This is a genomic window from Cohnella kolymensis (assembly GCF_000829465.1).
GTDB lineage: Bacteria > Bacillota > Bacilli > Paenibacillales > Paenibacillaceae > Cohnella > Cohnella kolymensis.
In genome coordinates this window covers 752,483-765,106 of the sequence record NZ_JXAL01000001.1, presented here as the reverse complement: position 1 = coordinate 765,106, position 12,624 = coordinate 752,483, and the positions used below count along the sequence as shown (strand labels likewise).

The window sequence follows — 12,624 nt, the reverse complement described above, 5'->3', positions numbered from 1 at the left end:
CCCTATCTGTCGCGGGCGTAGGAAATTTGAGAGGGGCTGTCCTTAGTACGAGAGGACCGGGATGGACGCACCGCTGGTGTACCAGTTGTTCCGCCAGGAGCATCGCTGGGTAGCCAAGTGCGGAAGGGATAAGCGCTGAAAGCATCTAAGCGCGAAGCCTGCCTCAAGATGAGATTTCCCAATTCGTAAGACCCCTGGAAGAACACCAGGTTGATAGGCTCGGGGTGGAAGCGCGGCAACGTGTGCAGCTGACGAGTACTAATCGGTCGAGGGCTTATCCTAATTCACAGATTCGATGATCGTTTCACCCGCTTTGTTTCGCATCCGGTTTTCAAGGCGCAAGCGTGCAACGCGTTGCTTCGCAACGCTGCCTGCACACATGCGGGCTGTGACGATTTCATCGCACAGTAGGCGCAAGCCTTGGGTGGCATTTTTTGCCACTGTACATGAACGGCGAATTCGTGATATGATCGAATTCGTTGTGAAAATTCGATGTGGCGGCGTAGCTCAGCTGGCTAGAGCGTTCGGTTCATACCCGAAAGGTCGGGGGTTCGATCCCCTCTGCCGCTACCACTACTTACTCATTTTTTCTTCCTGGAGCTTAGCTCAGCTGGGAGAGCATCTGCCTTACAAGCAGAGGGTCGGCGGTTCGATCCCGTCAGCCTCCACCATTCATAATTCGGAGCTGTGGTGTAGTGGCCTAACATGCCTGCCTGTCACGCAGGAGATCGCGGGTTCGAATCCCGTCAGCTCCGCCATTATTCTTTCATCAAGTTTGGCTCGATAGCTCAGCTGGTAGAGCAGAGGACTGAAAATCCTCGTGTCGGCGGTTCGATTCCGTCTCGAGCCACCATTTGTTTTGTCCGGCAAGCCAGGCCGGCGTTTCTATTGTGGAGGCTTAGCGAAGTGGCCAAACGCGGCAGACTGTAAATCTGTTCCTTCGGGTTCGGTGGTTCGACTCCATCAGCCTCCACCATTCTTCACCTCGCATAACGCGAGCCATTAGCTCAGTTGGTAGAGCACCTGACTTTTAATCAGGGTGTCGAAGGTTCGAGTCCTTCATGGCTCACCACTCGAAAATCGACGCAGACGTGAAAACGTCTGTTTTTTTGTTTTTCAAGATAAATTGCAGCACTGCTGAAACATCATGCATGTGAACACACCGGACAGGGAACTGTTAATTACAAACCGCCTTCCGGAGGAACATTTTATGATTTATATGTACGCAATGGTATCCGCGTTTGCTGTGGTCATCGTGCTGGTTCCCATCGTTCGGCAATTCGCGCTGCGCACCGGATTTGTCGACCGGCCTTCACGCCGCAAAATTCATGCTGAGCCGGTGCCCCTCTCCGGCGGTGTCGCCATTTTCCTCGGTGTCATCCTTACCTCTTATTTATTTCTGGATAATTCTCCGTTATTTCGCACGCTGCTCTTCGGTGGAATTCTGCTCGTTATCATCGGCTTGATCGATGACGCATACAAATCACGCGGCCGCGAATTCCCGGTCTGGCCAAGATTGATCGTATACATAGGTGTCGCATTCATACCGATATGGCAGGGTATCGCCATCCAAGGCGTTTCCGCGCCCTCCGCTTCCGCCATGATTATATTTACGCCTGCCGTTGGGGCAATGATTACCGTGATCTGGGTGTTCGCCCTTATCAATATGCTCAACTTCATCGACGGCATCGATGGACTGGCTTCCGGAGTGTGTGTCATTTCCTCTCTCACGCTGTTCGCGGCTTCGCTGATCTTCAGTCAGCCCGATACCGCTCTCGTTGCTGTTGCGTTAGCCGGATCATGCCTGGCGTTCCTGGCGTATAACTTTCATCCCGCTCGAATATTCATGGGCGATGCCGGAGCCACGTTCCTCGGATATACACTGGCGGTAACCGCTATAGCCGGCACATTGAAGGGCGCTACCCTTTTATCGCTGTCCGTTCCCTTACTCGCCCTGGGGGTTCCGATTCTCGATACGGCCATCGTATTCTCGCGAAGGCTCTTCGAAGGTAAAGGGCTGCATCGGGCGGATAATCTTCACACCCACCACAGCCTTATGAAGTGGGGACTCACCCAGGTACAAACCGTATCCTTTTTATATCTGATCGCCGCGGTATTCTCCTTATTATCCATCGTTGTGCTTCTCGTGCTTCGGTAAGCCTGCCCCTTAAATGCGCCAATTTGTGTTACAATGACGCATATATCGAGCATTATAGCGGACAAGGGGCTTACGGTATGAACAAGACGCGACTGGAGCAGCTTAGCAATCTTCTGAACGCACCTGTAGTTCCCAAAGTGTTGTCGGCTGCCGAATGGGAAAGCGAAGGCGGAAGAAAACATCCCGACATCGGCGACTTCATCGATTTTCATAATGTGTGTCGAATAATAACGGGCCTCAATGGACGGCAGCTTGAAGTCATTGAAATCGTCTCGTCATTAACCTCCATAGAAAAACAATTATTGGCATGGGCCATTAAGCAAAATAACAGTCGCTCGATCTCAGACGCATCGGAATTGGAGAAGCAGGCGCGCGGGCTTGGAGAATGGATTGAAGAGTCGCTCGTTTCCGGCCAATGGCGTGCCGAAATTCCGGACAGCATCGAGCTTCGTAACCGGCTTTTGGACGGTATGATCCCCTTTCTTCTTCAAAGTGAACATGTGGAAGAGAAAGAACCTGGGTACAATGAGCTTGAAAAAACGATCCGCACTTTTATTTCCGACGATACATTGCTAATTCCTTTGAAAGAGCATGAATGGCTCATACTTACCACGGACAGGGTACTCAGCGAGATTGAAACAGACGGTGAAGAAGTGCCTGACAGCGAGGAAACGAAAGAGATATTGTCTTCTTTGGCGGAAGGCCTTTATGACCTTGTAACCGGCGAATGGGGCGGGGAGTGCCATGTTGCGGCGGGTGAGCCGTTTATTCCCGCGGAGAGTCTCGTAAGGCTTGTCGGCACGCTTCGTGAGACGGTATTTCTCGGGCGAAAATTCCATGTGGGCATGCACGTCCATTTGCCTTGGCTCGTGCATTTGGAGAGACTCCTAAGCGGCATACCGGAGCAGGTAAGATCGCGTTTTGTCGAGGAAATGATGGGCAGGCCGGACCTGTTCACGGATCCGGAGACGATTTCCACGCTGGACGCTTTTTTCTCCATGGACTGCAACGTCAGCGAGACGGCGAAAAAGCTGTATATCCATCGAAATACGCTGCTGTATCGACTGGATAAGATAAAACACGAGGCGGGGTTGGACGTTCGGTCTTTTTAACGATGCCGTTTTGGTGAGAATATTGCTGCTATTGTACAAAGTCACGAAAAGGAAATGAATTTTTTGTACGGTTTGTGCATAGTCATTTGACCGGAGCGTGAGGTAAGATTGTGATGTACCTTCAAACGACGTTTAGGGGGAAATGACATGGCAGGCGTACGCTTAGAAAATGTTTACAAGAAATATGCAGGTACCGATAAGGCATCGGTTACCGACTTTACTTTGGACATCCAGGATAAAGAATTCCTCGTGCTCGTCGGTCCGTCCGGCTGCGGTAAATCCACAACGCTGCGAATGATCGCCGGTCTTGAAGAAATTTCCGAAGGCAAGCTCTACATCGGCGACCGCGTCGTGAACGACGTGGCTCCTAAGGATCGCGACATCGCAATGGTGTTCCAATCCTACGCCCTGTATCCTCATATGAATGTGTATCAGAACATGGCATTCGGTCTGAAATTGCGTAAATTCCGCAAGGACGAAATCGACCGCCGCGTACGCGAAGCCGCACGCACTCTCGAAATCGAGCACCTGCTGGACCGCAAGCCGAAAGCATTGTCCGGCGGTCAACGCCAGCGTGTTGCCTTGGGCCGCGCAATCGTTCGTGAACCGCAAGTCTTCTTGATGGATGAGCCGTTGTCCAACTTGGACGCCAAGCTGCGCACGCAGATGCGCGCGAACATCTCCAAATTGATGAAGCGTCTTGAGACGACTTGCATCTACGTAACACACGACCAGACGGAAGCCATGACGATGGGCGATCGTATCGTCGTTATGAAAGACGGCTATATTCAGCAATCCGCAACTCCGGAAGTTCTTTACAACAATCCGGTTAACCTGTTCGTTGCCGGCTTCATCGGAGCCCCTGCAATGAACTTCCTGACCGGCCAGCTGGTTGAAGAAGGCGGCGCAGTCCGTTTCAAAGCCACTGGTGTCAATGTTGAAGTTCCCGCAGGCAAGGCGCAGCTTCTTCGCAGCAAAGGCTATATTGGCCGCGAAATCATTGTGGGTGTTCGCCCTGAAGATTTTCATGAAGAGCCGGTGTTCATCGAAGCTTCGCCGAACAGCATCATCAATGCTACAATTGAAGTTTCCGAGAACCTGGGTCACGAAATGTTCTTGTATCTGGCCGGTCTTGGTAAAGACAACGTCATCGCTCGCGTTGACGGCCGTGCAGGTGTTCGTGAGAACCAAAACATCAAACTCGCGATCGACATGAACAAAATTCATTTGTTCGACAAGGAAACGGAATTGAACATTCTCGAAACGAAATAATAAGCTTTGTTATTGATATGAGGAAACCGCCTGGGCTTGACGCCTGGCGGTTTCCTTTTTGTTTTCAAGGTTTCATTGATTTGTGTGAAAATATTAGATACGATGAGTAAGTGAATTCAGGAAAGGGGCTTCTGTACGATGCCTAAAAAAGTGAAAGTATCCGAACTCGTGCAGCAATTTCACCTGGAAATTGTCGCCGGCGAGGATGGACTGCGCCGTACGATTACAACCGACGATCTGAATCGGCCCGGTCTTGAAATGGCAGGCTATTTCAATTATTATCCTGCAGAGCGCGCGCAAATGCTGGGACGCACCGAGCTTGCTTTTTTGGACACGCTTACTGCGGAAGAACGCCGCGACCGTATGGAGCGGCTGTGCGATGAAGATACTCCGTGCATCATCATTACCCGCGGATTGGAAACGCCGGCCGAGTTAATTGAGGTAGCCAATGAGCGGCATTTCCCCGTTCTCCGCAGCGGCATTGCCACTACCATTCTGCTCAGCCGAATAACGAACTTTCTTGAGAGACGTCTCGCTCCCTCGACTACGATCCACGGTGTTCTGGTCGATGTGTACGGTGTGGGGATGCTGATCACCGGCGGCAGCGGAATCGGTAAAAGCGAGACCGCCCTTGAACTCGTTAAACGCGGACACCGGCTGATTGCGGATGATGCGGTGGAAATTCGCCAAACGTCGGACAATCAGCTATTCGGCAGCGCGCCGGACTTGATCAAGCACCTGCTGGAAATACGGGGCTGGGCATCTTGAACGTCATGACGTTATTCGGTGCCGGCGCCGTCCGCAACCAGACTCATATCAGTCTTGTGATCAAGCTGGAGAATTGGCAGCAGGACAAGCAGTATGATCGGCTGGGTTTAGATGAAGAGAAAACAAAGATCATTGAGACCGAAGTGCCTCTGTTAACCGTGCCGGTACGGCCCGGCCGCAACCTGGCGGTCATACTCGAAGTTGCGGCTATGAATTTCCGCCTGAAACGGATGGGCTATAACGCAGCCCTGCAGTTCACGAATAAATTGACAGAGGCGATCGCGGAAGACGAGTTCGATTAAGTTGAGTTGATGGAGGTTGGCTATGTTTCCAATGGAAATTAATCCGGTTGCGTTTACGCTGGGGCCGCTGCCTGTACACTGGTACGGCATCATTCTTGGCCTTGGAGCGCTGGCCGGACTGCTATTGGCTATTCAGGAAGGGAAGAGGTTCGGAGTCAGTGCGGACTTTTTCATGGATTTATTGCTCTTCGGTGTTCCTTCGGCAATCCTCGGGGCACGCCTGTATTATGTAATCTTCAAATGGGACTACTACCGCAGTCATCCCGCTGAGATCGTTCAAATCTGGCAAGGCGGCATTGCTATTTACGGCGCTTTAATCGGCGCTTTAATTTGCGGGTTCTTCTATATCCGGGCCAAAGGCTATTCGTTCTGGCGGATCGCCGACATTTGCGCGCCGTCGTTACTGATCGGTCAGATGATCGGACGCTGGGGGAACTTTGTCAACCAGGAAGCTTACGGCGGACCGGTGGAGGAATCCTTTCTTCGAAACACGCTGCATCTTCCCGATTTTATCGTGAACCAAATGAACGTAGAGGGCACTTATCACCATCCGACTTTTCTGTACGAGTCACTTTGGAGCTTGCTGGGCCTCATCATTCTGTTCATTCTTCGCCGCAGGCGTTTCATGCGCGCAGGCGAATTGCTCATTACGTACTTCATCTGGTATTCCATCGGCCGGTTTTTCATCGAGGCTCTTCGCACCGACAGCTTGGCTTTCCAAGGCCCGTCGTGGCTGGAGTCGCTGATTAACAGCTTGTGGTCGCCTATGACTGTCATGTTCCAGCAAGGATATCTGGATCCGGCTGAAGGGAATATCCGCAGCTCACAGCTGCTTGCCATTCTCATCGTCATTGGCGGCATCATTCTCATCGCCGTGCGCCGCTTGGCCGGATGGGCCAACGAACGTTATGTCGATCCGTTGATTCAACGTAAAAAAGCAGATCAGCCTGCAGCAGAAACGGAGATCCTGGACAATGACAGCAAGACGCAAAATCACGACGGTCCTATTTGATCTGGACGGCACGATCATCGATACGAATGAACTGATAATCGAATCCTTCATTCACGCCCTTCAAGGCGTTGCGGCAGAGGGCTTCGGACGGGAGCATATCATCCCCCATATGGGACAGCCTTTAACGGTTCAGCTGCAGGGTTTTTCCCGGCAAGAAAATGTGGAGAATCTCACCAAGCTGTATCGGGAGTACAACCTTCTTCGGCATGACGAGATGGTCAACCTGTTTCCAGGAGTGGCTGAAGTCATTCCACAGCTGCGAGACGCGGGCATCCGAGTAGGAATCGTTACGACCAAAATGAGAGCAACAACCATTCGGGCGCTGGAGCTGTTCGGGATCTTCGAACATATGGAAGTCATCGTGAGCATCGACGACGTCGATAATCCCAAGCCGCATCCCGAGCCGGTGGCCAAGGCGATTGCGGCGTTAGGCTCCGAGCTTCACAGACGTTAATGGTCGGTGACAGCTCGGTAGACATGCAGTCGGCGATCGCAGCCGGAGCGGTGCCTGTCGGCGTTGCGTGGTCGTTGAAGGGCGAGGAACACCTGTTCCAAGCCGGGGCCGAGCACATGCTGCGGGATATGAGAGAGCTGTTGACCCTATGCGGAATTGAGGTTGCGGACATTTGAGAAACGTGGAGCGGTATCCGGTGGAAGGGCCGAATGCACTTTGGCAGGTGTATCGCACGGTCTCGCGTTTCAAATCGGTGCGTAACTTCATTTTTATCCAACTGGCCCGTTACTGTCCGAGTCTGCCTGTCAAAAACTGGATTTATCGTAATATCCTCGGTATGAAGGTCGGGCGCCATACTTCGTTTGCGCTTATGGTAATGGTGGATGTGTTTTTTCCGGAGAGAATATCGATCGGTGACAACTCCATTATCGGGTATAACTCCACGCTGCTTACACATGAGTACTTGATAAAGGAATATAGGCTGGGAGACATTCGGATCGGCTCTCATGTGATGATAGGGGCGAACGTTACCATCTTGCCCGGCGTTACCATCGGGGATGGAGCGGTGGTGGCTGCAGGCTCCGTCGTACACAAAGATGTCGGCGCAGGACAATTCGTCGGCGGTAATCCCATGCAGGTTATCGAACGCAGGAGCGAATAAAGAGAAACCGCATGCTACCCGCTACGGGGTGGGCGACATGCGGTTTTTTGCTGCTTCAACTTGCGGTAGAGACGATTTTTCTCTTGTTATTCAGCCATCGCAGCAGAGTGGCGAACGTTACTGCCGTAAATATGATCAACAGCGGCATCATGGTGAAATTGTACCGGAACTCGGGAACGAACAGCAGCCGAAGCGCCGACATGACGACAATGACCACGGCAAGAACGGTAAGCGCTTGTCTCCAGCGCCGGAGCGTAATGATGATGCCGATCAACGCAGCGAGCAGAATGCCTCTATGAAATAGGGCAGGGAACGGCATGGGCTTATACAGCGGCTCATGGCCTGCACCGAGGAACATATCGCCATACGTATATCGAAGCTTCCCGACCGTATACCATTTCACGAACGTCCAGGTATGCTCCGTAAACCCCACCTTCAAGCGCTCTATAGCGATTTGTTTCTGCGTTTTATTATTCCGGTCGACCAGCCCGTCCTCGTAGTTCTTATTCGGATAAGTGCCGGCGGTAAAAGGATTGCTTTGGGTAGCCGTTAAGATCAGTTTGTCCATGGTGATGACATTGCGGATCCACCATGGCGACATGACAATTGCGATGCCGGCCAGCACGACAATGAAAGGCTTCCAGAAATGGCGGTCTCGTGTCCAAAGCCAATAGAACAAATATAAGGGCACACACAGCGGCAAAAATTCGGGTCTGATCAGGGCGGTCGCGCCCAGCAGGGCACCGGCAGCCAACGCATGAACCGGCTTACGCGTTTCGAAGGCAATCAACTGTACATAAAGGTATATCGAGAGCATGCAGATTGCCGGAACTTCCGTCAACACAGCTCCATTGGCCCAGACAAACGGAGCGTAAAAGGCGCACATCAACAGCGTGAGCAGTCCGACCAAATTGCCGGCAACCTTGCGGGCGATTTGTAAGATAACGAACAAGGTTATAAGGCTTAGAACGAAATTCAACCAACGGATATAAACGAACGGATCATGTGCAGTGTAGTCCACCATTGTGTAGACAGCCGCCATGATCAGGGGGAAGCCGGGCGCGACTTGCGCATTCGGCTCCGTGCCTTTATACGCATAAATTCCGCGCTCCAAAAGCTGGCGCACCATCTCGTCATAATACCTTGTATCGTGAGGAACTTCATGCCGCACGGACAGAAGAAAATCGATACGTATCACTGCGGCGATCAGCATGATCCCGGCAAATGCGATCCAAATCCATTTTTTCGAGTTCATAGGCTTCTCCTAATTTATCTGTAGTCATTACCTCCAGCTGAGAACGGTAATACCGGCCATAATAATTGCGGTGCCGATCCAACGGTTAACCGGAATGCTCTCTTTAAAGAAAAACAGCGCAATGAACATCGCCAGTACGAATGCGAGGCTCTGCAGCGGATAAGCGATGCTGATCGGCAGCCGGGAAAGAACATAAAGCCACAATACCGTTGCAGCCGCATATATCAAGATTCCAAGCATAATGAGCGGGGAGAACATCACTTGCAGCCAATTGCCCGCATGCAGGCCTCCTACTTTATCAAGACCGATTTTCCAAACCGTCTGGCCGGCAACAAGCAGAACGATGTTTAACAGCAGAATGATATACACCATAGTTATCCGTTCTTCTCCTGTCCGTGTTTTTCGAGCTCGTTCCTGATCAAGCCAATCTCCTGGGTCAGTACGATGATCCGTTCGGTCAATTTCGATACGACGACGGTTAGATGGAGAATCAGCAGGAAGCATAACACTATTCCGACAAGGAACAGCAGCGAAGGGGCATAAAAGACGTTAACGGCCTCCGCCATCCACTCCAGCCAGCTTGTTTTAATGGAAAGCACCAGCATCACAAGGCCGAAAAAGAGCCATAGTAAAGCATACTGCTCTCTTAATGCTCTTCTCCGGATGAGATGAAGTACGAACACGATGAGCGCAACGCTCAGGCATAGCGATAACACTTGAACTCTTTCCACCCGGCAACCTCCTTTTAGCGAACGCTTCTAATCATGATGGAAAGTGTTACTTTGATCATATAGTAAATGGATTTTACGGAGGAGATCGAAGAGCTCCCCGCCTGGCGTTGATCCATTTCGACCGCAACCTCGATAATCCTTAACCCGTGGCTGTTGAGAGACACCAAAGAATCGACTTCCGGATAGTCGGTCGAATAATCCTCGGCGAACAGCTGGATCCCTTTACGGCCTACGGCACGAAAGCCGGAAGTCGGATCGGTGACATGCCGCCTGGTGAAAAAACTGACCAAAGAAGCGAGGATGAGCATGCCGGCGCGCCGGCTTCTGCTTGACCGGTAGCCGGTGTTCTCCACCCAGCGGGATCCGAGCACCATATCTGCTTGTCCTTCGCGAATAGGATTAATGATTTTGTCCAATTCTTCGGGTTTATGCTGACCGTCTGCATCCACCTGAACGGCGACGTCAAAGCCTTTTCTGGCACAATACAGATAACCGGTCTGCACCGCGCCTCCGATACCGAGGTTTTGGGGCAGCGTAATCACATCTGCGCCGGCCGCTTTAGCTGCCGCTGCCGTGCCGTCGGATGAGCCGTCGTCGATGACCACCACCGTAAACTCGGGATGCAGCCGAAAAATACGGGAGATCACTTGGGCGATACTCTTCTCTTCATTATATGCGGGTATAATAATGCACACTTTCAGCGTGTCATAGCTCATAACTATTATTTTCCTTTCCTTATATTAACTATTAGTATACTACTAGATTAAATTATAAAAATAATATTGTTAATAATATTAATAATAGTGTCAATTTCCGCGCTTTAGCTATTAGATTAGTAAACTTACACGACGGTTTGAAATCAATGCACCTGTTGGATGAATTTGTCGGCGGCGGCGGCGGCGCGGCGGCATTGACTGACCTTTTCAGGCATGTTACTATAACGACTAACCTCTTTATTTTGGCAGTATGGTAACATGGTAGCACTTTAATACGGTAAAGCGAATTGAGGGTTCATATATATGGCGAAGCCAAAAGTATTTGAGAAACCGACCGGCGTCAAGGATTATTTGCCGCTCGCGCTGACGAAGCTGCGCCGCATCGAGCTGGATGTGCTGGAATGCATGCGGCGTTGGGGCTACGAGCAAATCATGACGCCGACGATCGAATATTACGATACTGTCGGAGTGGCCAGCGCCACATCCGATCAAAAGCTGTTCAAATTGCTCGACCAGCGGGGAAATACCATTGTGCTGCGTTCGGATATGACAGCTCCGATCGCCCGGGTGGCCGGATCGCTGCTCCGGGACGAACCGTTGCCTTTGCGGCTCAGCTACCACGCTAACGTGTTCCGGGCCTTTGAAGAAGAGGCGGGACGGGAAGCTGAATTTTATCAAACCGGCGTTGAGCTGATCGGCGACCCTACGCCTGAGGCGGATGCCGAAGTAATCGCTTTGGCCATCGCTTCCCTGAAAGCTTCAGGCGTTCCGGCCTTTCAGATCGCGATCGGCCACGTCGGTTTCCTTAACGGCTTGTTCGAGGAAACTCTCCCGGGCCGGACTGAGGAACAGGAAGCGTTAAAAGATTGCCTGCTTCAGCGAGATCACGTCGGCTACCGCGACATTCTCGGCAAGCTTTCCTTGGATGACGTATGGCAGCGCGAGCTCGAAGGCATACTCCGGCTGCGCGGCGGAGACGAGGTCTGCCGCCAGGCGCTGGAATTAAGCGCGAATACCGGAGCCCAGGCGGCGATTCGGCATTTGTGCGAAGTATGGGACGTGCTCGCTGCATATGGAGTTCAGGAGCATGTGCTGATTGATCTGACGATGATCGGCGATTTTTCCTATTATACAGGTATGACTTTTGAAGGTTATGCTTCTCAGTTGGGTTTTCCAGTATGCAGCGGCGGCAGATACGACAATCTGCTGGCGCAATTCGGGCGGCCTGCGCCTGCGACCGGTTTCGCTTTGAAAACCACACGCATCCTTGAAGTCGTGGATCGGACAGCTGCGCACTCCGGCAGAACTTTGATCGTATACGAACTGTCGGAACGGCAGCAAGCTCTCGAAGAAGCTGAGCGGCGCCGTGTGATCGGTGAAACAGTTGTTACGGAAACGCTGCTGAACGCAGGGACTGAGCAATTAGCCGTTGTGCGGCAGGCCGCTAAGGACGGCGTATTTATGTATAGAGGCAAGGAATATGACAACTTGGTAGTAATGGCCGCGGGACAGGAGGAATCGGCATGACGGATACCGGCGTATTGAAGGTTGCGATGCCCAAAGGGCGCATATATAAGCAGGCCAGCAAGCTGTTCAGGGAAGCAGGTCTGAGCATTCCCGAGGATTTCGACGATACCCGGCGGCTGATTATACCGGTGGCGGAAGCGAACATGGAGTTTATTCTGGCAAAGCCCGTCGATGTACCGACTTATGTTGAATATGGCGTTGCAGACATCGGCATCGTGGGCAAAGACGTTCTGATGGAAGAGAACAAAGACGTCTACGAGCTTCTCGATCTGGGTATCGCCAGGTGCCGCATGTCGGTCATCGGATTGCCGGATTGGAAGCCGGAGATCAATCCTCGGGTGGCGACCAAATATCCGAACGTCGCCTCCCAGTATTTCCGGGAGCGGGGCCAGCAAGTGGAAGTGATCAAGCTGAACGGTTCCATCGAACTTGCGCCGCTGATCGGCTTAGCCGACCGGATTGTGGATATGGTGGAGACAGGAAAGACCTTAAAGGAAAACGGCTTGGTCGAGATGGAGACGTTGTTCCAGGTGACCAGCCGCTTGATTGCGAACAGAGTGAGCTACAGGCTGAAAAATCATGCGATTCAGGCGTTATGCGACCGCTTGGGACAAGCGGTTCCTGCGGGAAGCTGACTTGCGGCCGGTAAAATGGTT

At 52.0% G+C, this 12,624-nt stretch carries 11 protein-coding genes, 6 tRNA genes, 1 rRNA gene and 2 pseudogenes; 16 read left to right on the top strand and 4 right to left on the bottom strand.

The window, feature by feature from the left end; all coding sequences use genetic code 11:
* The 14 genes and pseudogenes from SD71_RS03715 to SD71_RS03650 form a co-directional block, all read left to right on the top strand.
* Positions 1-282: ribosomal RNA gene (locus SD71_RS03715) — 23S ribosomal RNA — on the top strand; the annotation flags it as partial.
* A 214-nt stretch (positions 283-496) separates the two neighbouring features.
* Positions 497-573 (top strand) — tRNA-Met (locus SD71_RS03710).
* A 23-nt stretch (positions 574-596) separates the two neighbouring features.
* Positions 597-671, top strand: a tRNA-Val gene (locus SD71_RS03705).
* 10 nt (positions 672-681) lie between these two features.
* Positions 682-758, top strand: a tRNA-Asp gene (locus SD71_RS03700).
* 19 nt (positions 759-777) lie between these two features.
* Positions 778-853: transfer RNA gene (locus tag SD71_RS03695), tRNA-Phe, on the top strand.
* Between the two features lie 39 nt (positions 854-892).
* A tRNA-Tyr gene (locus SD71_RS03690) sits at positions 893-976 on the top strand.
* Between the two features lie 20 nt (positions 977-996).
* A tRNA-Lys gene (locus SD71_RS03685) sits at positions 997-1,072 on the top strand.
* 138 nt (positions 1,073-1,210) lie between these two features.
* The gene (locus SD71_RS03680; protein WP_041059520.1) at positions 1,211-2,158 is read left to right on the top strand and encodes an MraY family glycosyltransferase; all 948 of its coding nucleotides are present in this window, start codon (positions 1,211-1,213) and stop codon (positions 2,156-2,158) included.
* Positions 2,159-2,235: 77 nt separating this feature from the next.
* Entirely contained in the window at positions 2,236-3,270 is a 1,035-nt protein-coding gene (locus SD71_RS03675; protein ID WP_052475894.1) for a PucR family transcriptional regulator, read from the top strand.
* A 147-nt stretch (positions 3,271-3,417) separates the two neighbouring features.
* On the top strand, positions 3,418-4,542 hold the full coding sequence (locus tag SD71_RS03670; RefSeq protein ID WP_041059516.1) for an ABC transporter ATP-binding protein: 1,125 nt from the start codon (positions 3,418-3,420) through the stop codon (positions 4,540-4,542).
* Between the two features lie 138 nt (positions 4,543-4,680).
* Positions 4,681-5,612 (top strand): annotated as a pseudogene (gene hprK, locus SD71_RS03665) (HPr(Ser) kinase/phosphatase).
* Positions 5,613-5,634: 22 nt separating this feature from the next.
* Positions 5,635-6,624 carry a prolipoprotein diacylglyceryl transferase gene (lgt, locus tag SD71_RS03660; protein ID WP_052475893.1) on the top strand — a complete coding sequence of 330 codons (990 nt, stop codon included), beginning with the start codon at positions 5,635-5,637 and terminating at the stop codon, positions 6,622-6,624.
* Positions 6,587-7,254 (top strand): annotated as a pseudogene (gene ppaX / locus SD71_RS03655) (pyrophosphatase PpaX). The gene lgt and the pseudogene ppaX overlap by 38 nt, the downstream one beginning before the upstream one ends.
* On the top strand, positions 7,251-7,739 hold the full coding sequence (locus SD71_RS03650; protein WP_041059514.1) for an acyltransferase: 489 nt from the start codon (positions 7,251-7,253) through the stop codon (positions 7,737-7,739). The pseudogene ppaX and the gene SD71_RS03650 overlap by 4 nt, the downstream one beginning before the upstream one ends.
* Before the next feature lie 55 nt (positions 7,740-7,794).
* Here SD71_RS03650 and SD71_RS03645 read toward each other — a convergent pair whose 3' ends face one another.
* From SD71_RS03645 to SD71_RS03630, 4 genes are read right to left on the bottom strand one after another with little or no spacing between them, the layout of a single operon-like run.
* A complete protein-coding gene (locus tag SD71_RS03645; RefSeq protein ID WP_052475892.1) occupies positions 7,795-8,994 on the bottom strand; it encodes a glycosyltransferase family 39 protein in 1,200 nt (399 codons plus the stop codon).
* Positions 8,995-9,021: 27 nt separating this feature from the next.
* Positions 9,022-9,366 (bottom strand): EamA family transporter, encoded by a 345-nt coding sequence (locus tag SD71_RS03640; protein ID WP_041059511.1) that lies wholly within the window; start codon positions 9,364-9,366, stop codon positions 9,022-9,024.
* 2 nt (positions 9,367-9,368) lie between these two features.
* Positions 9,369-9,725: a DUF2304 domain-containing protein gene (locus SD71_RS03635; RefSeq protein ID WP_041059508.1), complete on the bottom strand. Its 357-nt coding sequence runs from the start codon at positions 9,723-9,725 to the stop codon at positions 9,369-9,371.
* A gap of 14 nt (positions 9,726-9,739) precedes the next feature.
* Positions 9,740-10,441 carry a glycosyltransferase family 2 protein gene (locus tag SD71_RS03630; protein WP_200889545.1) on the bottom strand — a complete coding sequence of 234 codons (702 nt, stop codon included), beginning with the start codon at positions 10,439-10,441 and terminating at the stop codon, positions 9,740-9,742.
* A gap of 303 nt (positions 10,442-10,744) precedes the next feature.
* Between SD71_RS03630 and SD71_RS03625 the strand changes: the two genes are divergently transcribed.
* Together SD71_RS03625 and hisG are read left to right on the top strand one after the other, a co-directional pair.
* A complete protein-coding gene (locus tag SD71_RS03625; protein WP_041059505.1) occupies positions 10,745-11,968 on the top strand; it encodes an ATP phosphoribosyltransferase regulatory subunit in 1,224 nt (407 codons plus the stop codon).
* Entirely contained in the window at positions 11,965-12,603 is a 639-nt protein-coding gene (gene hisG / locus SD71_RS03620; protein ID WP_041059502.1) for an ATP phosphoribosyltransferase, read from the top strand. The genes SD71_RS03625 and hisG overlap by 4 nt, the downstream gene beginning before the upstream one ends.
* The last annotated feature ends 21 nt before the right edge of the window (positions 12,604-12,624 follow it).